Source organism: Micromonospora sp. NBC_01412 (assembly GCF_045040215.1).
In the GTDB taxonomy this organism is placed as follows: Bacteria; Actinomycetota; Actinomycetes; order Mycobacteriales; family Micromonosporaceae; genus Micromonospora; species Micromonospora rubida.
This window is the reverse complement of the sequence record NZ_CP109528.1, coordinates 4426972-4451809: the sequence shown is the minus strand read 5'-3', so window position 1 is coordinate 4451809 and position 24838 is coordinate 4426972. Positions and strand designations below refer to the sequence as shown.

Sequence of the window (24838 nt, the reverse complement as noted above, 5' to 3'; positions counted from 1 at the left end):
GGGCAGGTGAGCACCTTTCGCCCCGCGCTGCTGACCGACCACTACGAGCTGACCATGATCAGTGCCGCCCTGCGGGACGGCACCGCCGACCGCCCGTGCGTCTTCGAGGTCTTCAGCCGCCGGCTGCCCACCGGGCGCCGGTACGGCGTGGTCGCCGGCACCGCCCGGCTGATCGACCTGATCCGCGACTTCCGCTTCTCGGCCGACGAGGTCGACTTCCTGCGCCGCACCGGGGTGGTCGACGACACCGCCGCCGAGTGGCTGGCCGGCTACCGCTTCACCGGCGACGTCGACGGGTACGCCGAGGGCGAGCTGTTCTTCCCCGGCTCCCCCATCCTCACCGTCTCCGGGGGCTTCGCCGAGTGTGTGGTGCTGGAGACGCTGGTGCTGTCGGTGCTCAACCACGACTGCGCGGTGGCCGCGGCGGCCGCCCGGATGGTCACCGCGGCCCGGGGCCGGACGCTGATCGAGATGGGCTCCCGGCGGGCCCATGAGGAGGCGGCGGTCGCCGCAGCGCGGTCCGCGTACCTGGCCGGGTTCCGGTTCACCTCGAACCTGGCCGCCGGCGCGCGGTACGGCATCCCCACCGCCGGCACCGCCGCGCACGCGTTCACCCTGCTGCACGGCGACGAGCGGGCGGCGTTCGCCTCCCAGGTCGCGACGCTGGGCAAGGACACCACGCTGCTGGTCGACACGTACGACATCAGCCAGGGCATCCGCAACGCGATCGAGGTCGCCGGGCCGGAGCTGCGCGCGGTCCGGATCGACTCCGGCGACCTGACGGTGATCGCCCAGCAGTCCCGCGAGCTGCTCGACTCCCTCGGCGCCACCGAGACGAAGATCATCGTCTCCGGCGACCTCGACGAGTACGCCATCGCCGCGCTCGCCGCCGAGCCGGTCGACATGTATGGCGCGGGCACGGCCGTGGTCACCGGCTCCGGGGCGCCCACCGCCGGCCTGGTCTACAAGCTGGTCGAGGTGTCGGGGCGGCCGGTGGTGAAGCGCTCGGAGCACAAGGCCACCATCGGCGGCCGGAAGGTGGCCGTCCGCCGGCACAAGCCGACCGGCACCGCGACCGAGGAGGTCGTCGTCCCGCAGGGCGTGCCGGACCGGCAGCCGCACGACCGGCTGCTCCAGCGGTCGTACGTGGCCGGCGGCGAGCCGGTCGACCTGCCGACGCTGGACGAGTCGCGGGAGCACCTGCGGCAGTGCCTGATCTCGATCCCGTGGGAGGGCCTGAAGCTCTCCGCCGGCGACCCGGCGGTCCCGGTGACCGTCGTCCCCGCCGGCTGACCCGCCGCCCGCCGCCCGCCGTTCGGCTCGCCACCCGACTCGCCCGCCGACCGGATCACCCGCACCGCGAAGGAGCACCCCTGACATGGCCAACGCGCTGATCATCGTCGACGTGCAGAACGACTTCTGCGAGGGCGGGTCCCTCGCGGTGGCCGGCGGGGCGGGCGTCGCCGCCGAGATCTCCCGGCTGCTCGCCGCCGAGCCCGACCGCTGGGACCACGTGGTGGCGACGAAGGACTACCACGTGGACCCGGGCGCGCACTTCGGCGATCCGGCGGACTACATCGACTCCTGGCCGGTGCACTGCGTCGTCGGCACGGCCGGCTCGGAGTTCCACCCGGAGCTGACCACCGGCCCGATCGAGGCGATCTTCCACAAGGGCGAACGCGCGGCGGCGTACTCCGGCTTCGAGGGGCACGCCGACGACGGCGAGTGCCTGGCCGACTGGCTGCGCGCCCGGGGGGTGGACCGCGTCGACCTGGTCGGCATCGCCACCGACCACTGCGTCCGGGCCACCGCGCTGGACGCCGCCCGGGAGGGGTTCGCCACCACCGTGCTGCTCGACCTGACCGCCGCCGTGGCGCCGGAGACCCTGGACGTCGCGCTGCGCGCGATGGAGGGTGCCGGGGTGGCCATGCACGGCGAGCCGGTGATCCGGGCCGCCTGAGGCGGTAAACCGCTGGCGGGTGTCGTATCCGGGGGCAAGGATATCGCCCGGGAGGTACGGACCGTCGTGAACATGAAGCCTTACCAGCAGGTGCTCGCCCTGCCTGGTCTCCGGTCGTTGCTGCTGGTGTCGGTGCTCGCCCGCGTCCCGCTCACCGCGACCGGGGTGACCATCACCTTCCACGTGGTGTTCGACCTCGGCCGGGGGTACGGCGCGGCCGGCCTGGTCGGGGCGGCCACCACCGTGGGCGCGGCGCTGGGCGGCCCGATCCTCGGCCGGCTGGTGGACCGGCACGGCCTGCGCCCGGTGCTCGCCCTGACCACCGTCGCCGAGGGGATCTTCTGGTCCACCGCGCCGGCGTTGCCCTATCCGGTGCTGCTGCCGGCCGCGTTCGTCGCCGGGCTGCTCGCCCTGCCCATCTTCTCGGTGATCCGGCAGTCGATCGCGGCGCTGGTGCCGCCGCAGCGGCGCCGCCCGGCGTACGCGCTGGACTCGATGTCGATGGAGCTGTCGTTCATGGTCGGCCCGGCCCTCGCCGTGGCGCTGTCCACCGCCGTGTCCGCCCGGTTCACCCTGTACGCCGTCGGCGCCGGCGTCGTCGGCGCCGGCATCGCCCTCTGGCTGCTGAACCCGCCCACCCGCGCCGCCGAAGAGCCGCCCCGCGAGCATCGCCGGGTGCCCCGCCGGGAGTGGCTGACGACCCGGCTGGTCGCCGTGCTGGTGGCCAGCCTCGCCGCCACGCTGGTGCTGGGCGGCACCGACGTCGCGGTGGTCGCCGTGCTGCGGGCCGGCGGCGAGGTCGGCTGGACGGGCGCGGTGCTCGCCGCGTGGGCGGTCGCCTCGCTGGTCGGCGGCTTCGCGTACGGCGCGGTCAGCCGGCAGGTGTCCCCGCTGGCGCTGGTGGCCGCGCTCAGCCTGTGCACCATCCCGGTCGGGCTGGGCGGCGGGCACTGGTGGCTACTCAGCCTGGCGCTGATCCCGGCCGGCATGCTCTGCGCGCCGACCCTTGCCGCCACCGCCGACGCGGTCAGCCAACTGGTCCCGGCCACCGTGCGCGGCGAGGCGATGGGCCTGCACGGCTCCGCGGTGACGGTGGGCATCGCGCTGGGCGCCCCGCTGGCCGGTGCGGTGATCGACGCCTCCGTGCCCTGGTGGGGATTCGTGGTGACCGGCACGATCGGCCTGCTGGTCGCCGCCGCCGTGCTCCCCGCCGAGCTGCGCCACCGCCGCACCCCGGCCCCGGCCCCAGCCGCCCCGGGCGTCGACGAGCTGGCCCCGGCCTGAACAGCTCGCCACGGGAAGAAGCGACGGGCGCCGTACCCCGGTGGGGTGCGGCGCCCGTCGTACGGTGCGGTGTGGGTCAGCGCTGGTCGAGGTTCCCGGCGGTGTCCTCCTGGTAGCTGGCGCCACCGTCGGACTCGCTGCTCAGCGGCTTCGCGCCGCCCTCGGGCGGGCCGGCCAGGCTCTGGCCGGCCGCCAGCTCCGGGAACTTCGCGTCGAACGCCGGGCGCTCGGAGCGGATCCGCGGCATCCGGTCGAAGTTGCGCAGCGGGGGCGGCGAACTGGTCGCCCACTCCAGCGAGTTGCCGTGACCCCACGGGTCGTCGACCTCGACCACCGGGCCGGTCTTGTACGACTTCCAGCAGTTCCAGAGGAACGGCAGGGTCGAGATGCCGGTGATGAACGCGCCGATCGTGGAGATCATGTTCAGCGTGGTGAAGCCGTCGCTGGGCAGGTAGTCGGCGTACCGGCGCGGCATGCCCTCGGCGCCGAGCCAGTGCTGCACCAGGAAGGTGGTGTGGAAGCCGATCATGGTGAGCCAGAAGTGGATCTTGCCCAGCCGCTCGTCGAGCATCCGGCCGAACATCTTCGGGAACCAGAAGTAGACCCCGGAGAAGACGGCGAACACGATCGTGCCGAAGAGCACGTAGTGGAAGTGCGCCACCACGAAGTACGAGTCGTGCACGTGGAAGTCGAGCGGCGGGCTGGCCAGCAGCACACCGGTCAGGCCGCCGAAGAGGAACGTCACCAGGAAGCCGACCGCGAACAGCATCGGCGTCTCGAAGGTGATCTGGCCCCGCCACATGGTGCCGAGCCAGTTGAAGAACTTCATACCGGTCGGGACGGCGATCAGGTAGCTCAGGAAGCTGAAGAACGGCAGCAGCACCTGGCCGGTGGAGAACATGTGGTGCGCCCACACACTCATCGACAGGGCGGCGATGGAGATGGTCGCGGCGACCAGACCCTTGTAGCCGAAGATCGGCTTGCGGGAGAAGACCGGGATGACCTCGGAGATGATGCCGAAGAACGGCAACGCGATGATGTAGACCTCGGGGTGCCCGAAGAACCAGAACAGGTGCTGCCACAGCATCGGCCCGCCGGTGGCGGGGTCGTACACGTGCGAGCCGAGCAGCCGGTCCGCGGCGAGCGCGAAGAGCGCGGCGGCCAGCAGCGGGAAGATCAGGATCGCCAGCAGGCTGGTGACCAGCATGTTCCAGGTGAAGATCGGCATCCGGAACATGGTCATGCCGGGCGCGCGCAGGGTCAGGATCGTGGTGATCAGGTTCACCGCGCCGAGGATCGTGCCCAGACCGGAGATGGCCAGGCCGACGACCCACATGTTGGCGCCGACGCCCGGCGAGTGCTCGACCGTGCTCAGCGGGGTGTAGGCCGTCCAGCCGAAGTCCGCCGCGCCGCCCGGGGCGAGGAAGCCGCCGGTCGCCATCAGGCCACCGAACAGGTAGAGCCAGTAGGCGAAGGCGTTCAGCCGCGGGAACGACACGTCCGGGGCGCCGATCTGGAGCGGCACCACGTAGTTCGCGAAGGCGAACACGACCGGCGTCGCGAAGAACAGCAGCATGATCGTGCCGTGCATCGTGAACAGCTGGTTGTACTGCTCCGGCGACAGGAACTGCAGCCCGGGGCGAGCCAACTCGGCCCGCATGATCAGCGCCATCAGGCCGCCGATCATGAAGAACACGAACGCGGTGATCATGTACATGATCCCGATCTGCTTCGCGTCCGTGGTGCGCAGCAGCCGCGAGAATGCCGACCCCTTGACCGGCTCTCGTACCGGCCAGGGCCGGGTCACAACCGGCTTGGGTGCGACGGTGGTCACGAGTGGCCTCCGGTTCTGGGTTGTGCCGCTCGGCACGCGTGGTTATCTACGAGCCGTCATCCGGAGGAAGGATAGTCCCCGGCAGGTGGGGGTGCCGCGTGGGGTGGGCGGCTACGATCACCCACCGCCCCGGTCCACGCCTCAGAGCGGGTCGACCAACAACCGGTAGTGCTCGCCGAAAATCCGCCCGCCGCGCCCGCGCAACAGCGGGTCGCGCAGCGCCGGCGGGACGTCGCGGGTCCGGTTGCGGTCCCGGGTCCGGTCCCGCACCCACCGGGTACGCGGACGGCGGCGACTCTCGTACGCCATCAGGGCCGCCTCGACGGTGTCGGCCCCCTTCAGCGAGTCGGCCAGCACCACGGCGTCCTCCAGCGCCATGGCCGCCCCCTGGGACAGGGTCGGGGCGGTGGCGTGGGCGGCGTCGCCGACGAGCAGCACCCGCCCCCGGGACCAGCGCCCCAGCTCGACCTCCTCGGTGGTGCCGACGTGCACCCGTTCCAGCACCTCCAGCACCTCCGGCACCGGCCCGCCGTACCCGCCGAACAGCTCGCGGAGCCGGGCCTGCGGGTCGGCCGGCGGCACCGTGCCCGCCTCGTCGGCGTAGCAGTAGAGCCGCCCGGCACCGAGCGGCACGACGAGGAAGCCGGCCCGCTGGCCGAGCAGCGCGGTCCACTCGTCGACCCGGGGGCCGCCCCGGACGACGGCCCGGTAGACCACCTGACCCGCCGGCCGGGACGGCCCGCCGAGCGCGGCCAGGGAGCGCACCGCCGAGCGGGGGCCGTCCGCGCCGACCACCAGGTCGTACTCGGCGGCGGTGCCATCGACGAAGGTGACGCCGACGGCAGCGGGCAGCAGCTCGATCCGGCACACCTCGGCCCCGTGCCGGACCGCGCCGCCGGCCCCGGTGAGCAGTACCCGGTACAGCTCGGACCAGGGCAGCGCCCGGCACTCGCCGACGTCGGCCCAGAGGGCGTCCAGGTCGACCTCACACAGCGGGGCACCGGAGGCGTCGAGGAAGCGCTGCCGGTGGACGACCTGCCCGAGCGGGCGCACCGGGCCGTCGAGGTCCAGCCGGCGCAGCGCCCGCGCCGCATTGCCGGGCAGGTAGAGGCCGGTGTCGACGAGTTCCGACGGGGGCAGCTTCTCGGTGACGTCGGGCCGGAAGCCCGCCATCCGCAGCGCTCGGGCCACGGCCAGACCGGCGATGCCCGCACCGACGACGAGAATGCGCAGGGGGGAGCCACCCATCGTGGTGTACGCCTCCGGAGGGGAGTTCGGCACGCGTTGGAGGCAAGACACTACTCGGTGCGATCGGTGCACGCCAGGGCCGTTCGTCCGGGGCGCGCCCACCCTCGACGGGGCGACGTCGATCGCCGGAGGAGGGCAAGACGCCCGGCCGGCCAGGCCACCACCGGGGCGTGATTCGCGCCGATGAATGCGGCCCGCGGCGAAAACGAGCCGGTCCCGGTTGCGCGAAGGTTTCAGACATGTGAATGTGTCCACAGAGCATGGGAGCGCTCCCGCCGCACCTCTGGAACCGTTCCGACGCCGAAGCCAAGGAGCATCATGAAGCGTCCACTCCGCGCCCTCGCGGCCGCCGGCCTGCTCGCCGCCGGCTCCCTCGTCGCCGTCGCCCTCGGCGGCAGCGCCTCCGCCGACACCCAGATCTGCGAGCAGTACGGCTCGACGGTCATCGGCGGAAAGTACGTCGTGCAGAACAACCGCTGGGGCACCAGCGCCCAGCAGTGCATCAACGCCACCGGCACCGGGTTCGGCATCACCAGCCAGCAGGGCTCCGCCCCGACCAACGGCGCGCCGGTGTCGTACCCGTCGATCTTCGTGGGTTGCCACTACACCAACTGCTCCCCCGGCACGAACCTGCCGGTCCAGGTGAGCCAGCTCAGCAGCGCGCCCAGCAGCATCAGCTACAACTACGTCAGCGGGGCGACCTACAACGCCTCGTACGACATCTGGCTGGACCCCTCGCCGAAGCGGGACGGGGTGAACCAGATGGAGATCATGATCTGGCTCAACCGACAGGGCCCGATCCAGCCGATCGGCTCCCCGGTGGGCACCGCCACCGTCGCCGGGCGCACCTGGGAGGTCTGGCGGGGCAACAACGGCGGCAACAACGTCATCTCGTACCTGGCGCCGTCGGCGATCCCCGCCATGAGCTTCGACGTCCTGGACTTCATCAACGACACGCGAAGCCGGGGCGCGATCACCAACTCCTGGTACCTCACCAGCATCCAGGCCGGCTTCGAGCCGTGGCAGGGCGGCGCGGGGCTGGCGGTCAACTCGTTCTCGCAGTCGGTGAACACCGGTGGCCCCTCGCCCACCACTCCGCCGCCCACCACTCCCCCGCCGACCACTCCCCCGCCGACCACTCCCCCGGCCGGGGGCGGCTGCGCGGTGAAGTACACGCCGAACTCGTGGAACAACGGCTTCACCGCCGACGTGCAGATCACCAACACCGGCTCGTCGACGGTCAACGGCTGGACGCTGGCGTACACCCTGCCGGCCGGGCAGCAGATCACCGGCTCGTGGAACGCCACCGTTTCCCAGAGCGGGTCGGCGGTGACCGCTCGGAACATCGGCCACAACGGGACGCTCGCCCCGGGCGGCACCGCCGGCTTCGGCTACCAGGGGACGCTGAGCGGCACGTACTCGTCGCCGACCAGCTTCACCCTCAACGGCGTGACCTGCACTCGGCTCTGACCCCGCGACGCCGTGGAGGGTGGGGCCAACCGGCCGCCACCCTCCACGGCGTCGGGCCAGCGGAACGGCGAGGACCACACCGCGCTCGGCCTCAGGCGGGGGCGAGCCCTCGCCACACGTCACGGCGACCCGCACAGCTCATACCGCGCCGGTCAGGAGGCGTCGACGGTCCGGACCCGGTGCACCACGCCGTAGCTCGGCGCACCGCCGTAGGTACGGTCGAAGGCACTGCCGCTCACCGTCGTGTCCACCTGCTTCACCACTCGGCGCACCCCCTGCTCGTCGGTCCACTCGGAGCGGGTCGGCTCGCCGGACGCGGTCCAGGTCACCTCGATCCTGGTCGTGCCGCTGGTCTCCGGAGCGGTGCTGCACTCCTCCTGCTCATCAACGGTCGAGCAGTGCCGCCGAAGCTCCTGGTAGGGCAGATCCGCGGCGACCGTGGTGGTGCCGGTCAGGGAGAACGAGAAGTGCTCGACAGGCACGCCGAACGCTGAACGCCACACGTAGTCGCAGACGTAGGCGGTGTCGATCCGTTCGCACCGCACGTCGTGCCACTGAACGTCGATCGTGGTGTTGCCGGCGATCTTCTCCACGTCGACGTCCATGCCGACGCTGTCGCCGCTGCTGTCGAAGAGGGCGTGCGCGAACTTGTCGATCGTGTCCGCCGAGGCGTGCGCGGGCGGCAGGAGAGCCGACGCACCGAAGGCGACGCCGGCAAGGATGAGGGCATGGCGGAAGCGGGTCACACTGCTCCTTCGCGGCGGGAGATCCGAAGTGACCACTGTAGAGGCACACGCCGATATCCCGATGGCCCTTTTCCAGCAGAGTCAGGTACCCAAGGCGTCGATGTCGCGCATCTCCTCGGCGGTCAGCGAGAACCCCCAGATGTCGGCGTTGGCGCGGATCCGCTCAGGCGTGACCGACTTCGGGATCACCACGATCTCGTGGTCGATGTGCCAGCGCAGCACCACCTGGGCCGGTGACACTCCGTGCGCGGCGGCGATCCGGGTCAGCACCGGGTCCGACAGGTCGCTGGACTTGAACGGGCTGTACCCCTCCAGCACCACGCCCCGGTCCCGGTGTTCCAGGTGCCGCTGCCGGTCGTACAGCGACGGGCTCCACCGGATCTGGTTGACCGCCGGGTTCTCCTCGGTGGCCTGGATCAGCTCGTCGATCTGCCCGGTGCTGTAGTTGCTCACCCCGACCGCCCGGGTCAGGTTCTCGTCCCGGGCGGCGAGCAGCTCCCGCCAGACCGGGATGCTGTCGGCCGGCGAGGACGGCGGCCAGTGGATCAGCCACAGGTCGACGTGGTCGGTGCCGAGCGCGCGGAGGCTGGCCTCGATCGTCTCCCGCTCCCGGCCCACCCGCTCCGGCGGCAGCTTGGTGGTGATGAAGATGTCCTCCCGGCGCAGCCCGCTCTCCTGGACCGCCCGGCCCACCTCCTCCTCGTTGCCGTACATGGTGGCGGTGTCGAGGTGCCGGTAACCGGCGTCGAGGGCGGCGAGCACGGCGTCGTACCCGGCCTGGCCCGTGGCCTGCCAGGTGCCGAAGCCGAGCAGCGGCATCCGCACGTCGCCGGGGAGCAGGGCGGTGGGCTGGTCGAGGCTGTCCATGGCGGCTGTTCTACCCGCGATCCCGCCGGCCATGCCCACCGGGGTACGCACGCAACCGGCGCCGCGCGGGGTCGGCTCAGGCCGCCGCCGGGTCGGTGAGCCGCCAGGCGGCGTTGATCAGCCCGATGTGGGACAGCGCCTGCGGGAAGTTGCCCAGCTGGGCCCCCGTGCGCGGGTCGATCTGCTCGGCGAACAGCCCCACATCGTTGGCGTGCCCGAGGATCCGCTCGAACAGCCGCCGGGCCCGCTCCGGCTCACCGGCCATCACCAGGCACTCCACCAGCCAGAACGAGCAGAGCAGGAAGCCGGCCGGGTCGGTGTTCCAGCGCCGTACCAGCCCGTCGTCGGTGCCCAGCTCGCGTTCGACCACCGCGATGGTGGCGCGCATCCGCGGGTCGGACGCCTCCAGGAAGTGCACCACCGGCAGGAAGAGGGCCGAGGCGTCCAGCTCCGTCGAGCCGAAGGCCCCGGTGTACGCGCCGACCCGGTCGTTCCAGCCCTCGCGGAGCACGGTCGCGCGGATCTCGTCCCGGATCGTCGCCCAGCGGCGGGGGTCGGCGCGGTCGCCGAGCTTCGGGGCCAGCATGACCGCCCGGTCCAGCGCCGTCCAGCAGAGCACCTTGGACGACAGGTAGTGCCGGTCGGTGTCCCGGGTCTCCCACATCCCCCGGTCGGGCAGCCGCCAGGTCGCGGCGACCTGCTCGGCGAGCCCCACCACCATCTCCCGCAGCTCTTCCGCGAACGGCTCGCCGAGTTGTTCGTGCAGCCGCCAGACCGCCGAGATGACCTCGCCCGGCACGTCGAGCTGGTGCTGCCGCCAGGCGTCGTTGCCGATCCGGACCGGCCGGCTGCCGGCGTACCCGTGCAGGTGGGTGCAGTCGTGCTCGGAGAGGTCCCGCTCCCCCTCCAGCCCGAACAGCACGGGCACCGGCGTCCCGCCGACCCGGCCGATCGAGCGGGCCGCCCAGGCGAAGAGCCGGGAGGCCTCGGTCGGGCAGGCGGCCACCCAGAAGGCGCGCATGGTCATCGAGAAGTCGCGCAGCCAGGAGAAACGGTAGTCGTAGTTGCGGTCGCCGCCGACCCGCTCGGGCAACGACGTGGTCAGGGCTGCGGAGACCGCGCCGCTGCGGGCGTACGTCAGGCCGGTGAGCACGGTCGCGCCGTGCCGCACCTGCGGGGCGTACGCGCCGTCGTAGCGGTGCGTCTCCCGGAACCCCTCCCAGGCCAGCACCGTCTCGGCGAGCGCGACGACCGGGTCCAGCCGGGCCGGCCGGTCGCGGTAGGCCGGCGCGTACGCCAGGTCGAAGCCGACGCGCTGCCCGGCGGCGACCTCGAACTCCTGCCGGACCCGGTCCTGGTCGGCTCGCAGGGCCGGTCCGGTGCCGCGCAGCACCAGCGTGACCGGCCCGGCGGAGGCCAGCACGCCGCCGTCGTCCTGCTCGTGCAGGTACGGGGTGAGCAGGCCGTACTCGGGGCGCGGAACGAACTCCAGGCCCATCCGGACCCGGCCGGTGAGCCCCTCGACCACCCGCAGCAGCACGGCCGGGGAGTCCATCCCCACCTCGTGGCCGCGCGCGCCGATCTGGGCGGATAGTGCGTCGGTGACCGCGACGCTGCCGGAGGGCGTGTGGTGGACCGTGCGCAGCACCAGCGTGTCCGGCCGGTACGCCCGTTCCACTCGGGACGGCGCGAGCGGCGCGAGCCGCCAGTGCCCGCCCTGCGGGTCCAGCAGCCGGCCGAAGACCGAGGCGCCGTCGAACCGGTCCGGGCACCACCAGTCGACCGAGCCGTCCCGGCCGACCAGCGCGCCGGAGCGGCAGTCGGACAGGAACCCGTAGTCGGAGATCGGCGGCTGGTCCACCCGCGCCGGGTACCCGCGCCCGCCCGGATCAGGCCGGCGAGGGCGCGGGGGTCCTCGCCGGCCGGCCCGGGTCGATCAGGAGGTCGGCGGCTCGTCCTTGCCGGCCGCCTCCGCCGCGTCGGCCTCCTTCTTGGTCCGGTGCACGGCCTGGTCGGCGTGCTCGGGCGGGCCGTAGACGGTGTAGAGGACCAGCGGGTTGGGGCCGGTGTTGACGAAGTTGTGCTTCGTCCCGGCCGGAACGACCACCAGGTCGCCTTGGGCAACCTCCTTCTTCTTCCCGCCCACCCGGGCCTCGCCGGTGCCGCTGACGAAGGTGAGGATCTGGTCGGTGCCCTCGTGGACCTCCTCGCCGATCTCGCCGCCCGGCGGGATGGTCATGATCACCAGCTGGGTGTGCTCACCGGTCCACAGCACCCGCCGGAAATCCGGGCTCTTCTCGGCGACGGTCGCGATCGTGAAATGCTCCATGCCGGGCACATACCCGGTGACGGCCCCTGTCACGCCGGGAACGACAGATGATGGAAATCCTCACTGATCCGGGGTTTGGGCCCGCCCACACCGGGCATCGAGAGCGTCAGCCGGCGCAACTGGGCCGGTCGAGCCAGGTCCCCGCTGGCGTACCGCCGTACGGCTGCGGTGGTGGGAGACGGCCGGAGCGCGGCGACGTTACGACCCCCGGGTCGCGGCGGCGCCGTGCGCCCGTGTCCGGGCCCGCGACACCCGGCCGGTCCCGGACGCCGCCGCCGGGGCTGTCAGCCGTCGCGGTGCAGCCAGGCGAGCAGGTCCGGCGGGGCGAGGGCGGCGGTTCGTGCCCGGTACCGGGCCAACGTCGCCGCGTCGAGCAGCTCCCGGCCCTGCCCGGAACGGCCGCGCCGGAAGAAGGCCGACCGGTCCTTCAGCACGCCCGCCGGGTCGGGGACGAGCCGGTCGGCCCGCTGGCGCATCCGGTCGAAGGTGGCGGCCTCGACCAGCTCCGGCCAGCGCGGCGCGGGCACCTCGATGCCGAACCGGCCGGCCAGCGCGCGCATCTGCCCGTCCAGGTCGGCCACCAGATCGTCGTAGTGCACCAGAAGCACGTTGGGCCGGTCCCGGCGGGCCCAGGCGTCGCCGAGGTGCCACAGCACCCCCTGGAGGGAGTCCATCTCCTCGCGCGGGTCGACCTCCCGGTCCACCCAGCGCCCCAGCGCCTCCACCAACGGGGTACGCGGGGCGGGTGGCCCCTGCGGCGCCGGCTGGCCGGTCAGCTCGGCCATCCGCTCCCGGTCGAGGTTGCCGCTCTGGTGCCAGAGGGAGACCGCCATGTCCAGCGGGTGCCGGGCCACCACGACGTAGTGCGCCCGGTCGTCCAGCGGGATCCCGTCGAGCGGGGTGTGGGTCTTGACGAACCGGCGGTGCGGCTGGGCGGCGAGCCGGGCGTACACCGCGGCGCGGGGTTCCACCAGCCAGTCCAGCCAGGGCGACAGCTCCGGCAACGGCGCCGGCAGGTCGGGCGTGCCGAACACCAGCAGGGCGCAGATCATCTGCATCCAGGTGGTGCCGCTCTTGGACCGGGTGCTGATGACGATGTCGCCGTTGCGAAAGGGGAAACCGCGCCACCGGGCGCTGTCCTCGTCGGGCGAGCGGTAGCGGATGGGGGTGCCGGGCACCCGGGGATGGTAGCGGCCCGCGCGACCGCGCGACCGCATTTTCCGGGTGCCCTGTGACAGGCGCCGATGTGTCGCTACATTGAACTATGGTGCCCGCGCACTGGGGCCGGGCGGCGGAGCCGATCTACCGCCCCGTCCTCACCGGTCGACGAGGCACGCTGGAGGCGCTCCGACACCTCGACGGCGCCGCGGCAGCCCTGCTCGCCCCGGTGCTCGCCGTGTCCACGATGGACAACTCCCTTCCGGACAGTCTCTCCCGGTTGCCGCCAGGGCTGCTGCCGGCGGTCGACGTGACCGCACTGCCCGACGGGGTGGGCGGCGAGCTGATCCGCTGGGGCGTACCGCTGGTCCCGGTGGCCGGGCTCGCGGAGAGCGACGCACGGCTGACGGCGCACGGCCTGGCGGCCCGGGCGTACGCCGGCCGGCTGGTGGTGCGGCTGCGGGCCGGCCTCGACCGGTCGGGCCCGGACGCGACGACGGCTGCGGTGGAGCGGATCTGGCGGCTCACCCGGCTGGCCCCGGAACAGTGCGAACTCCTCGTGGACGCCGGGGACGTCTGCTGCCAGGCCGACGTCCGGTCGGCGGAGCCTCGGGTCCGCCGGCTGGTGGACTGGGCGCGGCGGCACGCCTGGCAGGCGGTGACCGTGGCAGCCGGCGGGGTGCCGCCGACCCTGTCCGGGCTCCCCACCGACGAGCCGGTACGCCTGGACCGCTGGGACTGGCTGCTCTGGCGGCGGCTGGCCGACCTCGGCGTCGGGTACGGCGACTACGGGGTCGACTGCGCGGTGCCCGGGGTGGACGCCGCCGGGGACAGGCTGCCCACCGTCCGCTACACGACCGACGGGGCGTGGTGGGTGTACCGCTGGTCGCGACGGGGCGGCCGGGGCGACGAGCGGGTGGCGGACCTGTGCCGGACGCTGGTGTCGGCACCGCACTGGCCGGCGGGCGGGGCGGGCTTCTCCTGGGGCGACCACGAGATCCTGCGCCGGTCCCGGGGCATGGCCGGTGCCGGGTCGACGACGAACTGGGCGGCCTGGAGCACCTCGCACCACCTGGCGCGGGTGCTGTTCGACCTGGGCCGACCGGACGGGGCGTGGCCGGCGGACGACCGGCGACCCGGGACGCGGCCCGGCGGGGAGGACCGCGCGTGGTCGGGTGGCGAGCGCCGGACCGGCGGGTGGCGCGGCGGCCCGGAGCGTGGCCGCCCTGGGCGACCGCACCGGGGCGGCGAGGCCGGACGGGCCGACTGAGTCGCGGCGGCCACGCCTCGCGGATGAAGCCGGAGCGCTGCTCCATTGTCGGTGCAGCCTGAGCGGCTACTCCTTTGTCGGTGCAGCCGGAGCGACTACTCCTTGTCGGTGAAGCCGAACTGGACGATCCCCTCGTCGTCGACGCTGGCGTCGACCGCGGTGTCGCTGAGCAGTTCGGCGGCGTCGGAGTCGAGGAAGATCCGGGCCCCCTCGGTGTCCACCACATGGTCGCCCTGCGCCGGCTCGGGGACCAACTCGATGGTGAGCGAGCCGGCGTCGGCGTCGGCTGCGATGCGCAGGCCGCCGTCCTGGGCGACGTCCTCCTGGGCGGCGAGGTCGCGGATCACGAGCACGGCGTTGTCGGTCATGGTCAGCATGGTTGCCTCCTCGTGGATTCTTCCCGGTCGCGGGTCGGCGCAGGCCGGGCCCACCCGCGGACGAGCACGCGGGGGAGCTGGGCGACGAAAGGCCCGTCGCCATACGAAACGGGGCAGGTCGCACGCCCCTCCCTGCCCACGGTGCCTCCTGACGGGGCGTCCGTCAAATAGAACATGCTCGACCGGCCCCTCGCATCCAAACCGCCTACGAGCTGCCCCGATGCTCCATACGCTGAGCCCATGGACGACGCGAGGCGGTATGCGGCCGAGTTCCTCGGCACCCTGCTGCTGGTCTTCTTCGGCGTGGGCAGCGCGGTGTTCGCCCGCGTCCAGGGCGGCGTGGTGGTGGTCGCCCTGGCCTTCGGCTTCATCATGCTGGGGCTCGTTTACACGATCGGCCCGCTATCCGGCAGCCACGTCAACCCGGCGGTGACCCTCGGGGTGCTGCTGTCGGGGAAGATCTCGGCCGTCGGCGCGGTGGCGTACTGGATCGCGCAGTTCGCCGGCGCCACCGTGGCCAGCTTCGTCATCTGGGGGCTGACCCGCTGGGGCGCCGTGGCGGACCAGACCGGGGCGCTCGGCAGCAACGGCTACGGGGCGCACATCAACCGGGGCGGGGCGGCGGTGCTGGAGACGGTGCTGACCTTCCTGTTCGTGCTGGTGGTGCTGGTGGTGACCGCCCGGACCGAGCACGCCGGCTTCGCCGGGCTGGCGATCGGCCTGGCGCTCGGCGCCTGCCACCTGGTCGGGGTGACCCTCGACGGCACCTCGGTCAACCCAGCCCGGTCGTTCGGCCCGGCGGTCTTCCAGGGCGGCACGGCGCTGCGGCAGCTCTGGGTGTTCATCGTGTTCCCGCTGCTCGGGGGCGTGCTCGCCGCCCTGGTCGCGCCGCTGGTCGTCCGCCGCGACCCGCGCTACCGGGCCGAGCCGGAGGAGCCGACCGGTTCCGCCCCCGGAGACGCCCGGCCGGCGAACCCCTGACCTCCCCGGTTTGGCAATAACCTTCGCATGATGGGGTTTCCCGGCAGAAACCTGCATGGCAGCATCAGCGCATGCATCGTCGTCTCTTCCCCCGGGCGCTCGCGCTGGCGGCGCTGGTCGCCGTCGCGGCCACGGCCGGCGCCCCCACCGCCACCGCCGAGGCGCCCACCCCCGCCCTGACGCGGCTCACCGCGACCATCGACTCGATCCTGGCCGACTCCCGGCTCGCCGGCGCGCAGGCCGGGGTGGTCGTGGTGGACACCGCGACGGGCGAGACCCTCTACGACCGCAACGGCGACCGTCGGCTGGTCCCGGCCTCCAACACCAAGCTGTTGACCTCGACGGCGGCGCTGGCGCTGCTCGGCCCGGGCCACCGGTTCAGCACCACGGTGAGCGCGGACGGGCGGCGGCGGGCCGGGGTGGTCTCCGGGAATCTCTACCTGCGCGGCGGCGGCGACCCCACCATGCTCGCCGCCGACTACGACGAGCTGGCCACCCAGGTCGCCGCGACCGGCGTCCGGGTGGTGACCGGGGACCTGGTCGCCGACGACACCCGCTACGACGACGCCCGGCTGGGCTCCGACTGGACCTCGGACGACGAGCCCTACTACTACGCCGCGCAGGTCTCGGCGCTGACCGTCGCGCCGGACACGGACTACGACGCGGGCACCGCGATCGTGCACGCCGCCCCGGCCACCACGGCCGGGGGGAAGCCGGCGGTCACCATGACCCCGCCGAACGGATATTTGCGGATCGACAACCGCGCCGAGACCGTGTCCACCGGGGAGACCACCCTCTCCTTCGAGCGCGCACACGGGAGCAACACCGTCGTCGTCACCGGCCAGATCGCCGTGGGCGCGGACCCGGCCAGCGAGTGGGTGACCGTCTGGGAGCCGACCGGGTACGCCGCCGACGTGTTCCGCGCCGCCCTGCGCCGGCACGGCGTCCGGGTGCTCGGCCGGACGGTGCCCGGGCGGGCCACCCCGGCCGACGCCACCCCGATCGCCCAGCACGACTCGATGGCCCTGGCCGAACTGATGGTGCCGTTCCTCAAGCTGTCCAACAACGGCCACGCCGAGGTGCTGACCAAGGAGATCGGCCGCATCCTCTCCGGCTCCGGGACCTGGCCGGCCGGGCTGACCGCGATCAGCGAGTACGTCGCCGACACCGGGATGGACACCGGGACGCTGCGCCAACGGGACGGCTCCGGGCTGTCCCGGCGGAACATGATCCCGCCGGCCCAGTTCGCCGCCCTGCTCGCCACGGTCCGCGCCGAGCCGTGGTTCGACGCCTGGTACGCCGCGCTGCCGGTCGCCGGCAACGCCGACCGTTCCGTGGGCGGCACCCTGCGCAGCCGGATGCGCGGCACCCCTGCGGCGGACAACGTGCACGCCAAGACCGGCAGCCTGACCGGCGCGTCCAGCCTCTCCGGCTACGTCACCGACGCCGACGGGCATCTGCTGGCCTTCTCCGTCGTGCTGAACAACTACCTCGCCTCGTCGGTGAAGGGGCTGGAGGACCAGATCGCGATCGCGCTGGCGTCGTACACCGACAGGGATCCGGGGGCGGAGCGGCAGGCACCGCCCGCCGCGCCCGACACGCCGCGGACCCCAGAGGGACGGGAGTGCTCCTGGGTGAAGCCGATCACCTGTTGACCGACCCGGGCCCCTTCCAGGTGCGGAGGAAGGGGCCCGGGCCGCTGGCCGCTGGCCATGAGGCGGGGCGGGGCCGGGCGGGGCGGCGGGCCCGCCGGGACGGGAGGCGGGCCCGCCGCGTCCTCAGGCGCCGGGGCGGGCGGGCAGGCGGACCGTCACGGTGGGGTCGCCCCGCTCGACCAGCGCGTCGATCTCGGCGGACCGCAGGCCGCGCAGCGTGAGCACCCGCCGGCCCCAGCGGTGCAGCCGGCACGGGTGCGGGCTCGCGTCGTTGCGGCAGACCGTCCCGCCCGACCAGCGCCGAGGCGCGTGCACCACCACCGCCCGCACCGCGAACTGCGCGTCCTCCCCCGTGATGTACGGCGGCAGCGGGATCTCCCGGAGCGTCTCCCCCGACTCCTCGTCGCCGAGGGGGGTCGCGGGACGGACGGTACGGGTGGCGGTGCTGCTCATCGGTGAAGCCTCCACAGAGGATGGACGGACCGGGACAGCAGAAACGTACGGCCGCTCCGCAGCGGCGCGACGGACAAACTGTCCCCCGGGCGGCTCAGGACCGGCCCGGGTCAGCCGACCTGGAAGCCGAGCGCCTGGGCCAGCACCAGCGCCTGCTCGGCGTCGATCAGCGCGTCGACCCGCTCCACCGCGGTCGGGTCGAGCGCGGACAGGTCGCTGCCGCGCAGGTCGGCGCGGGAGAGGCGGGAGCCGTGCAGTTGGGCCCCGGACAGGTCGACGCCGGTGACCGTGGCGCCGGTCAGGTCGGCGCCGGTCAGGTCCACCTCGCGCATCCGCACGTCGGTCAGACGCGCCCCGCGCAGGTCGGCCCCCGGCAGGGCCACGAACGACCAGTCCCCGCCGTCGATTCGCAGCGGACGCAGGTCGCACTCCTCGAAGCTGCTGCCGACCAGCTTGCAGCCGGTGAACTCGGCGTCGAAGAGGTTGCACCGTTTGAACACGCAGCGGGTGAAGGCCGAGTCGATGTGCCGGGAGGCGTTGAACGCCACGTTGCCGAAGGTGCACCCGGTGAAGACGGCACCCCGGCTGACCGCCTCGGTCAGGTCCACGTGGAAGAACTCGCAGCGCACGAAGTGCCGGTCGACCAGTTCCTCGCCGTACCAGTCGTCGTGGCGGAAGGTGACGTCCTCGGTCGGCTCCAGCACCTGGTCAGCCTACTGGGCAAGCCAGCGTCTTCCGCACAGCCCGTACCGGACAGTAGGTTCGGCGGGTGAGTGTGGCGCGCAGCACCGACCCCGACCGCCTCGGCTTCGATCCCGCCCGGCTGGCGCGGATCGACCAGCACTTCGGCAGGTACGTCGACGAGGGGCGGCTCGCCGGCTGGCAGATCGTCGTCACCCGCCGGGGCGAGATCGCCCACTCCTCGACCTACGGCCTGCGGGACCGGGAGGCGGGCGCCCCGGTCGAGCCGGACACCCTCTGGCGCATCTACTCGATGACCAAGCCGATCACCTCCGTCGCGGCGATGATGCTGTGGGAGGAGGGCCGGTTCGAGCTGACCGACCCGGTCAGCCGCTGGCTGCCGGAGTTCGCCGACGCCCGGGTCTACGACAGGGGCCCGGTGACCAGTCCGTACACGGTGCCGGCGGCCGAGCCGATCCGGATCTGGCACCTGCTCACCCACACCGCCGGGCTGACGTACGGCTTCGCCCAGGTCTCCGTGGTCGACGGCCTGTACCGGGCCGCCGGCTTCGACCTCACCGTGCCCGCCGGGGCCGACCTGACCGCCGCCACCCGGACGCTGGCCCGGCTGCCGCTGCTCTTCCAGCCGGGCAGCAGCTGGAACTACGGGGTCTCCACCGACGTGCTCGGCCGGCTCGTCGAGGTCGTCTCCGGCCGGCGGCTGGACCAGTTCCTCACCGACCGGATCCTGCGCCCGCTGGGCATGACCGACACCCGCTGGTGGGTCGACGAGCCGGACGCCGAGCGGCTGGCCGCCCTGTACGCCCCGAACCCGACGACCGGCCAGGTGTTCCGCGCCGACTCGATCGGCCGGGCCACGCTGACCGAGCCGTCGTGGCTGTCCGGCGGTGGCGGGCTGGTCTCGACGGCCGCCGACTACCACCGGTTCACCCAGATGCTGCTGCGCGGCGGCGAGCTGGACGGCGTACGCCTGCTCGGGCCCCGGACGGTGCGCTTCATGACCCGCAACCACCTGCCCGGCGGCCGGGACCTGGCCTCGTTCTCCCCGTCCGGGTTCGCCGAGACGGTGCTGGAGGGCATCGGGTTCGGCCTCGGCTTCGCCGTGGTGCAGGACCCGGTTCCGGCCCGGGTGCCGAGCAGCGTCGGCGAGTACTACTGGGGCGGGATGGCCAGCACCGCGTTCTGGGTGGACCCGGTGGAGGAGGTCACCGCGCTGCTGTTCACCCAGCTCCTGCCGTCGAGCACCTACCCGCTGCGGTCGCAGCTGCGCCAGCTCGTCTACTCCGCCCTCGTCGACTGAGCCGGGCCACCTCCGGGAGGCGGCCAGTCGACGGGCGGCGAGCGGCGGCCTCTCGGCCCGGAATCGGGGAACGGCACCGCCGGGGGCGCTCGGCTCCCTAGCCTGGGGACGGACGACGACGGCCGCGCGGACGGGTGCGGCGCGGGAGGCGGTCAGACGATGAGTGACATCGTGGTGTTCGGGGCCGGCGGCACGGCGGGTTCACGGATCACCGCCGAGGCGGTGAACCGGGGTCACCGGGTGACCGCGGCGGTGCGCCGGCCGGAGGCGGTCAGCTACCTGCCCGCCGGGGTCAACCTGGTCACCGGCGACGCCACCTCGGCGCACAGCGTGCGGGAGCTGGCCCCGGGCGCGGACGCGATCGTGGTGGCGGTCGGCGGCGGGGAGCGGGCGCTGTGGCGGGACGCGGCGGAGAACCTGATCACGGTGCTGCGGGACCTGCCGAACCCGCCCCGGGTGATCCACGTAGGCGGCGGGGCGACCCTGCTCAGCCCGAGGGGTGTCCCGTTCCTTGAGGAGCCGGACTTCCCCGAGGAATACCGGGACTCCGCGCTGGGCCAGGCCGACGCCCTGGCCTGGTACCGGTCCTCGGCGGAGGGGGTGACCTGGACGTACGTCTCCCCACCGCCGCTGGAGTTCCACCCCGGCGAGCGCACGGGCCACTACCGGACCGGCACGGAGGAACCGGTCACGGACGAGGGGGGACGCGCGGTGCTGAGCTACGAGGACCTGGCCGTCGCCGTCGTGGACGAGATCGAGCACCCGCGCTTCGAGAACATGCGCTTCACCGCCGGATACTGAGCCGCCGGATACTGAGCCGCCGGGTGTTGCTCGCGATGCTGCGTGCCATCAATCATGCTTACCGGTGCCCGCCGAGCGGGGCCGGGCTGCGGTCCGTCCCGTGGGCTGGGCCGGCACCCGGGGCCGCGCGGTGGGCCGCCACGCCCGGCCGTTGGCGTAGATCACCCGGAAGCCCAGGTACGCGGCCAGCGGCGCCCAGTGGGCGGAGCCCATCCGCAACTCGGCGGCGTTGTGCCGGTGCCCGTTGGCGAGCACGTCGAGCAGCACGGTCTCGAACGCGGCCGACTCCACCCAGTCGACCTCGCGGGTGAAGCCGCAGATCAACGCGGCGCCGGTGACGTCGAGGAAGTCGCGCAGCACGGCGTCGGACGCCCGCAGCACCGAGCAGCTGCCGAAGTAGAGCCGTCGGCCGTCGCACCGGCCGGCGATCCGCTCGGCCACGTCGGCGAGGTCGACGGAGTCCCAGTCGGTGAGGCAGAGCCGGCTCGGCTCGCCGTGCATGGCGAAGAAGCCCACCCGGTAGTCGGCGTACTGCTTGAGCAGCCAGCGGTCGAGGAAGTAGAAGAGCTCGTCCCTGGTCGCCGCGTCCTTGTGGATGAACCGGATCTTGCCGAGCCGTTCGAGCAGTTCCAGGGTCGGCAGGACCGATCCGCGCTCGTTGAGGTCGCGGTGCCACTGCCCCTCGACACAGAAGACGCCACCGCGTGCCACAGCCACCTCCCCCGCCCCCGGTGACGTTACCGCCGGCCGTTCGCGCCCCGACGGTCACCCTCCGTCGGATCCGAATCACGTTTCCGTCACGTCGCGCCCCGCGTACCGTTTCGGCCGCTCCGTGCATCGGCGGCGCGCAATGGGGTGTACCCATTTCGCCCTCCTTTCCCAGCAGATCACCAGGCACGAATCAAGGCGAGAACAATTCCGGTTATTTGCCTCCAGAAGGACGCCACGATGCGAGGGTGGAACGGACGGGACGTCCCGGTCGACGGACCCGATCACCCCATTCGCTCTCCTTACGGGAGGACTTTCGTGCGTGCCGAAACCTTGAAGCGGGCCGTGGTCGCGTTCGCCCTGTCGTTGCCGGGCGTCGCGATCGCCACGGTGGTGGCCGCCCCGCCAGCCCACGCCGACGGCTGCTACACCTGGAAACGCAACCTGTACCAGGGACGCTCCGGCGACGACGTCCGCCAGCTCCAGATCCGGGTCGCCGGGTGGGCCGGCACCCGGGACATCGTGGAGAACGACGGCCGGTACGGCCCGAAGACCGCCGCCGCGGTCAAGCGCTTCCAGTCGGCGTACGGGCTGAAGGCCGACGGGGTCGCCGGGCCGCAGACGTACACCAAGCTGTACGCGCTCCAGGACAACGACTGCACCCCCCGTCACTTCAGCTACAGCGAGCTGGACAACGGCTGCGGCCTGGGCGGCTGGAGCGGGGGCCCGCTGTCGGCGACGAAGACGAAGGCCAACGCCCTCCGCACCATGTGGAAGCTGGAGGCGCTGCGACGCGACCTCGGGGACAAGCCGGTGCTCGTCACCAGCGGCTTCCGCAGCAAGGAGTGCAACCAGCAGGTCGGTGGGGCGGCGGACAGCCAGCACCTCTACGGCACCGCCGCCGATCTCGTCCCCCGGGACTCGTCGTTGTGCGACGCCGCCCGCGCGGCCCGCGACCACGGCTTCAGCGGCATCTACGGCCCCGGGTACCCGGACCACAACGACCACGTCCACGTGGACTCCCGCCGGGAGAACAACAGCGACCAGACGTCGAACACGACCGTCTGGTCCGCGCCGGACTGCGGGATCGGCGCCGGCGGCGACTGACCGGGGCCGCCAGGCGAAACGCCGCCGGCCCGACCGCGGGAACTGCCCCGCGGCCGGGCCGGCGCGTCGGCGTTACGGGCGGGCGGGGTGGAGACCCGGGCGGCCCGGGAGGGCGGCCGGGGTGGGAACCCGGGCGGCCCGGGCGGACGGTGGGTGGGTGGGTGGGTGGGTTCGGGCCGCAGCGCGGGGCCGCGCCGGGCGGGGAACGTCGCTAGTCTGGGTCGGCTTCGGACGACGGGGAGGCGGCGGTGTTCGGTCGGGACCTTGACGACGCCGAGCGGTGGGTGGCCGACTGGTCGGCCTCGATCTCCGAGCGCGCCGAGCGGGCGCAGCGGCTCGCCGCGCGCGTCGCCGGGCTCACCGGCAGCGCCGAGGCCGCCGGCGGGCTGGTCGAGGCACGGGTCGACAGCTCCGGCGGCCTGGTCGCGCTGCACCTCGACGACCGGCTCACCGGCTGGCCGGCGGCCCGGCTCGAACGCGAGATCATGACCGCGCTGCACCGGGCCCAGGCCACCCTGGCCGGCCGGGTCGCCGAAGCGGTCGCCGACACCGTCGGTGCCGACACCGAGACCGGCCGGGCAGTCCTCGACGGGTACGACCGCCGCTTCCCCGCCCCACCGCCCGACGATCCTCCCGGCCGGCGGCGTCCCGGGGTCGCGCCGTGACCGGTGACCGCGCCCCGGCCGGCGGTACGGGCGGTCCGCCGGCCCTGGAGGTCACCCCCGAGGCGCTGACCGCGCACGCGGCCGACCTTGACCGGATCGGCGCGACGGTCCGGCAGGCGATCGGCGCGGCCGGTGGCATCCGGCTCGGCGGCCAGGCGTACGGGCGGCTGTGCGCGGCCTTCCCGGTGATGCTGGAGCCGCTGCACGACCTGGCCGAGCGGGTGCTCCGCGAGTCGCACGACGCGCTGGACGAGACCGCCCACGGGGTACGCGCGGCGGCGTCCCGATACCGGGACGGCGACCAGCGCGCCGCCGAACGCCTCGACCCGAGGTGACCGTGCCGCCGGCCCGGCCTGTCGTTCCGCCCGCCGGGGCCGCCGTCGGGGCCCGCCGCCCAACGGTGGGGCGGCCCGGATGAGCGCGCCGAACCCGCTGGTCGCCGGGCGGGTGGACAGCACCACCGGCTGGTCGGGCATCGGCCTGGCCGAGGACGTCGACCTGCTGGTCGAGGCGTTCCGCAGCGGCTCCTGGATCGACGGGACGATCGGCGGCTTCGCCACCGGCCTGGACACCCTCGCCGTCGTCGTCGACCCGCTGGGTCAGCTCGTCTCCTGGGGCGTGGCCTGGTTGATCGAGCACCTCAAGCCGCTCTCCGACGCGCTCGACTGGCTGGCCGGCGACCCCGACCAACTCACGGCGTACGCCGCCACCTGGTCCAACGTCGCGGCGGCGCTGCGCTCCTCGGCAGTCGACCTGGACGCGGCCGTCGCCACGGAACTGGCCGGCTGGTGGGGCGAGGCCGGCACGGCGTACCGGGCCCACGCCGGGCGGCACCGCGAGGCGCTGTCCACCATGGGCGCCGGCGCCGAGGCGATGGCCATCATCACCACCGGGACCGGGCTGGTGGTCGCCCTGGTCCGGGAGCTCGTCCGGGACCTGATCGCCGACTTCGTCTCGGTGCTCGCCGTACGGCTGTGGGAGTGGCTCGCCATCACCGGCGGCACACTCGGCGTAGGAACGCCCTGGGTGGTCGCGCAGGTGTCCACGCTGGCCGCGAGGTGGGCCGCGAAGATCGCCCGGCTGCTCACGGGGGTGATCGGCAGCCTCCGCCGGGTCGCCCCGATCCTGCGCCGGCTGGACGGCATCCTGGAACGGCTGGAAGCCCAACTCCGCCGCCTCGCCCGCCACGACCCCACCACCCCGCCGCCACCGCGCCCCGCAAACCTCTACTCAAGCAACAGCGCGCGCAGCAATTGGGACGTTCTTGAGAACGGTCCGGGCACCCCTCGCACCATTGAGAATGTCCACACCGTGGCCGAGAAGCTGGGCATCGATCTGAACGGCGTTGCCATCCATCTCGTCGAAGAGCCCGATGAAGTGCGATACCTCGACTCGATGGACGCGTGCGCCTACACGCCCAGCGAACTGGAAGGGCGGGAAATCCGGATGGGTCCCGCCAGCTTCGCTGACGAAGAGACCCTGGCAGCTACCATCGCTCACGAGTACTGCCACATCCGGCAACTGCACGCGGGGGAACACTTCCGCCGCACGTGGAGAGAACTCGAAGACGAAGCGTACGCAGTCGAGCCCGATGCGTTGGAGCGATTCCGAGGTAACAGATGAGGCGGCTCAGGTTTCGGGTCGACGAGGTTTTCGACCTTCCCGTCCGGTCGGGCCTCGTTGCCTGCGGGACGCTCCTCGGCGGCGAGGAGCTGATCGGGCTTCCGACCTTCGTCGACGAGGTGACCGGGCGGCCGGTCCATGTTATCGGCGTCGACTTCCCGACGCCGAGGACCCGACGCACTGGGCAGCACCTTCTCGTCGTATCGCGAAATGACTCCGAGCTCGTCACCGCCGGACGAACCTGGATATCCCCTCCGGAAGGCGACAGCGTAGCCGCGACTCAACCCGGTCAAGCGGTTG

At 73.1% G+C, this 24838-nt stretch carries 24 protein-coding genes; 13 read left to right on the top strand and 11 right to left on the bottom strand.

From position 1 onward, the window contains the following. Window positions 1-6: 6 nt before the first annotated feature. The 3 genes from OG617_RS20420 (at window position 7) to OG617_RS20410 (ending at window position 3244) form a co-directional block, all read left to right on the top strand. The gene (locus tag OG617_RS20420) at window positions 7-1293 is read left to right on the top strand and encodes a nicotinate phosphoribosyltransferase (RefSeq protein WP_405094650.1); all 1287 of its coding nucleotides are present in this window, start codon (window positions 7-9) and stop codon (window positions 1291-1293) included. An 85-nt stretch (window positions 1294-1378) separates the two neighbouring features. Beyond that, complete coding sequence (locus OG617_RS20415; protein ID WP_405094649.1) at window positions 1379-1960, top strand: isochorismatase family protein; 582 nt, start codon at window positions 1379-1381, stop codon at window positions 1958-1960. A 42-nt stretch (window positions 1961-2002) separates the two neighbouring features. Continuing rightward, window positions 2003-3244, top strand: a complete 1242-nt coding sequence (locus OG617_RS20410; RefSeq protein ID WP_405103847.1) for an MFS transporter — start codon at window positions 2003-2005, stop codon at window positions 3242-3244. 76 nt (window positions 3245-3320) lie between these two features. On the opposite strand, the gene ctaD is transcribed toward OG617_RS20410, so the two are convergent. Further along, window positions 3321-5078, bottom strand: coding sequence for a cytochrome c oxidase subunit I (gene ctaD, locus OG617_RS20405; protein ID WP_405094648.1), 1758 nt, complete (start codon window positions 5076-5078; stop codon window positions 3321-3323). A 141-nt stretch (window positions 5079-5219) separates the two neighbouring features. After that, a complete protein-coding gene (locus tag OG617_RS20400; RefSeq protein ID WP_405103845.1) occupies window positions 5220-6326 on the bottom strand; it encodes an FAD-dependent monooxygenase in 1107 nt (368 codons plus the stop codon). A 318-nt stretch (window positions 6327-6644) separates the two neighbouring features. Between OG617_RS20400 and OG617_RS20395 the strand changes: the two genes are divergently transcribed. Continuing rightward, the gene (locus tag OG617_RS20395; protein WP_405094647.1) at window positions 6645-7796 is read left to right on the top strand and encodes a GH12 family glycosyl hydrolase domain-containing protein; all 1152 of its coding nucleotides are present in this window, start codon (window positions 6645-6647) and stop codon (window positions 7794-7796) included. Window positions 7797-7948: 152 nt separating this feature from the next. Here OG617_RS20395 and OG617_RS20390 read toward each other — a convergent pair whose 3' ends face one another. The 5 genes from OG617_RS20390 to OG617_RS20370 all read right to left on the bottom strand — a co-directional run bounded on the left by OG617_RS20390 (window position 7949) and on the right by OG617_RS20370 (window position 12916). Beyond that, complete coding sequence (locus OG617_RS20390) at window positions 7949-8542, bottom strand: hypothetical protein (RefSeq protein ID WP_405094646.1); 594 nt, start codon at window positions 8540-8542, stop codon at window positions 7949-7951. Between the two features lie 81 nt (window positions 8543-8623). Next, on the bottom strand, window positions 8624-9409 hold the full coding sequence (locus tag OG617_RS20385) for an aldo/keto reductase (RefSeq protein WP_405094645.1): 786 nt from the start codon (window positions 9407-9409) through the stop codon (window positions 8624-8626). A 76-nt stretch (window positions 9410-9485) separates the two neighbouring features. Then, a complete protein-coding gene (locus tag OG617_RS20380) occupies window positions 9486-11270 on the bottom strand; it encodes a glycoside hydrolase family 15 protein (RefSeq protein WP_405094644.1) in 1785 nt (594 codons plus the stop codon). Window positions 11271-11345: 75 nt separating this feature from the next. Beyond that, the gene (locus OG617_RS20375; protein WP_405094643.1) at window positions 11346-11738 is read right to left on the bottom strand and encodes a cupin domain-containing protein; all 393 of its coding nucleotides are present in this window, start codon (window positions 11736-11738) and stop codon (window positions 11346-11348) included. A 284-nt stretch (window positions 11739-12022) separates the two neighbouring features. Continuing rightward, on the bottom strand, window positions 12023-12916 hold the full coding sequence (locus OG617_RS20370; protein ID WP_405094642.1) for a sulfotransferase domain-containing protein: 894 nt from the start codon (window positions 12914-12916) through the stop codon (window positions 12023-12025). Between the two features lie 86 nt (window positions 12917-13002). Between OG617_RS20370 and OG617_RS20365 the strand changes: the two genes are divergently transcribed. Continuing rightward, a complete protein-coding gene (locus OG617_RS20365; RefSeq protein WP_405094641.1) occupies window positions 13003-14166 on the top strand; it encodes a beta family protein in 1164 nt (387 codons plus the stop codon). Window positions 14167-14261: 95 nt separating this feature from the next. On the opposite strand, the gene OG617_RS20360 is transcribed toward OG617_RS20365, so the two are convergent. Continuing rightward, on the bottom strand, window positions 14262-14543 hold the full coding sequence (locus OG617_RS20360) for an adhesin (protein ID WP_405094640.1): 282 nt from the start codon (window positions 14541-14543) through the stop codon (window positions 14262-14264). A 240-nt stretch (window positions 14544-14783) separates the two neighbouring features. Here OG617_RS20360 and OG617_RS20355 point away from each other — a divergent pair, with 240 nt between their 5' ends. Both OG617_RS20355 and dacB read left to right on the top strand, forming a co-directional pair. Beyond that, entirely contained in the window at window positions 14784-15524 is a 741-nt protein-coding gene (locus OG617_RS20355) for an MIP/aquaporin family protein (protein ID WP_405094639.1), read from the top strand. A gap of 71 nt (window positions 15525-15595) precedes the next feature. Then, complete coding sequence (gene dacB, locus OG617_RS20350) at window positions 15596-17179, top strand: D-alanyl-D-alanine carboxypeptidase/D-alanyl-D-alanine-endopeptidase (protein ID WP_405094638.1); 1584 nt, start codon at window positions 15596-15598, stop codon at window positions 17177-17179. Between the two features lie 123 nt (window positions 17180-17302). Here the strand turns inward: dacB and OG617_RS20345 are convergent, their stop codons facing one another. Together OG617_RS20345 and OG617_RS20340 are read right to left on the bottom strand one after the other, a co-directional pair. After that, window positions 17303-17632: a hypothetical protein gene (locus OG617_RS20345; protein WP_405094637.1), complete on the bottom strand. Its 330-nt coding sequence runs from the start codon at window positions 17630-17632 to the stop codon at window positions 17303-17305. Between the two features lie 110 nt (window positions 17633-17742). Further along, a complete protein-coding gene (locus OG617_RS20340) occupies window positions 17743-18336 on the bottom strand; it encodes a pentapeptide repeat-containing protein (RefSeq protein ID WP_405094636.1) in 594 nt (197 codons plus the stop codon). A 65-nt stretch (window positions 18337-18401) separates the two neighbouring features. Between OG617_RS20340 and OG617_RS20335 the strand changes: the two genes are divergently transcribed. Both OG617_RS20335 and OG617_RS20330 read left to right on the top strand, forming a co-directional pair. Then, the gene (locus OG617_RS20335; protein ID WP_405094635.1) at window positions 18402-19634 is read left to right on the top strand and encodes a serine hydrolase domain-containing protein; all 1233 of its coding nucleotides are present in this window, start codon (window positions 18402-18404) and stop codon (window positions 19632-19634) included. Window positions 19635-19793: 159 nt separating this feature from the next. Next, window positions 19794-20435 (top strand): NAD(P)-dependent oxidoreductase, encoded by a 642-nt coding sequence (locus OG617_RS20330; protein WP_405094634.1) that lies wholly within the window; start codon window positions 19794-19796, stop codon window positions 20433-20435. Window positions 20436-20483: 48 nt separating this feature from the next. On the opposite strand, the gene OG617_RS20325 is transcribed toward OG617_RS20330, so the two are convergent. Next, a complete protein-coding gene (locus OG617_RS20325; protein ID WP_405094633.1) occupies window positions 20484-21146 on the bottom strand; it encodes a DUF6642 family protein in 663 nt (220 codons plus the stop codon). Window positions 21147-21461: 315 nt separating this feature from the next. Here OG617_RS20325 and OG617_RS20320 point away from each other — a divergent pair, with 315 nt between their 5' ends. The 4 genes from OG617_RS20320 to OG617_RS20305 all read left to right on the top strand — a co-directional run bounded on the left by OG617_RS20320 (window position 21462) and on the right by OG617_RS20305 (window position 24538). Continuing rightward, window positions 21462-22250: a D-Ala-D-Ala carboxypeptidase family metallohydrolase gene (locus tag OG617_RS20320; protein ID WP_405094632.1), complete on the top strand. Its 789-nt coding sequence runs from the start codon at window positions 21462-21464 to the stop codon at window positions 22248-22250. A gap of 248 nt (window positions 22251-22498) precedes the next feature. Beyond that, window positions 22499-22915 carry a YbaB/EbfC family nucleoid-associated protein gene (locus OG617_RS20315; protein ID WP_405094631.1) on the top strand — a complete coding sequence of 139 codons (417 nt, stop codon included), beginning with the start codon at window positions 22499-22501 and terminating at the stop codon, window positions 22913-22915. Then, window positions 22912-23250 carry a type VII secretion target gene (locus tag OG617_RS20310; RefSeq protein ID WP_405094630.1) on the top strand — a complete coding sequence of 113 codons (339 nt, stop codon included), beginning with the start codon at window positions 22912-22914 and terminating at the stop codon, window positions 23248-23250. Before OG617_RS20315 ends, OG617_RS20310 begins: the two co-directional genes overlap by 4 nt. Before the next feature lie 79 nt (window positions 23251-23329). Then, window positions 23330-24538, top strand: coding sequence for a hypothetical protein (locus OG617_RS20305; RefSeq protein WP_405094629.1), 1209 nt, complete (start codon window positions 23330-23332; stop codon window positions 24536-24538). Window positions 24539-24838: the final 300 nt, after the last annotated feature.

Coding starts and splice junctions, on each gene's coding strand:
- OG617_RS20415 (WP_405094649.1), top strand. CDS start 1,379: ATGGCCAACGCGCTGATCATCGTCGACGTGCAGAACGACTTCTGCGAG.
- OG617_RS20400 (WP_405103845.1), bottom strand. CDS start 6,326: ATGGGTGGCTCCCCCCTGCGCATTCTCGTCGTCGGTGCGGGCATCGCC.
- OG617_RS20395 (WP_405094647.1), top strand. CDS start 6,645: ATGAAGCGTCCACTCCGCGCCCTCGCGGCCGCCGGCCTGCTCGCCGCC.
- OG617_RS20385 (WP_405094645.1), bottom strand. CDS start 9,409: ATGGACAGCCTCGACCAGCCCACCGCCCTGCTCCCCGGCGACGTGCGG.
- OG617_RS20375 (WP_405094643.1), bottom strand. CDS start 11,738: ATGGAGCATTTCACGATCGCGACCGTCGCCGAGAAGAGCCCGGATTTC.
- OG617_RS20365 (WP_405094641.1), top strand. CDS start 13,003: ATGGTGCCCGCGCACTGGGGCCGGGCGGCGGAGCCGATCTACCGCCCC.
- OG617_RS20360 (WP_405094640.1), bottom strand. CDS start 14,543: ATGCTGACCATGACCGACAACGCCGTGCTCGTGATCCGCGACCTCGCC.
- OG617_RS20355 (WP_405094639.1), top strand. CDS start 14,784: ATGGACGACGCGAGGCGGTATGCGGCCGAGTTCCTCGGCACCCTGCTG.
- dacB (WP_405094638.1), top strand. CDS start 15,596: ATGCATCGTCGTCTCTTCCCCCGGGCGCTCGCGCTGGCGGCGCTGGTC.
- OG617_RS20345 (WP_405094637.1), bottom strand. CDS start 17,632: ATGAGCAGCACCGCCACCCGTACCGTCCGTCCCGCGACCCCCCTCGGC.
- OG617_RS20330 (WP_405094634.1), top strand. CDS start 19,794: ATGAGTGACATCGTGGTGTTCGGGGCCGGCGGCACGGCGGGTTCACGG.
- OG617_RS20305 (WP_405094629.1), top strand. CDS start 23,330: ATGAGCGCGCCGAACCCGCTGGTCGCCGGGCGGGTGGACAGCACCACC.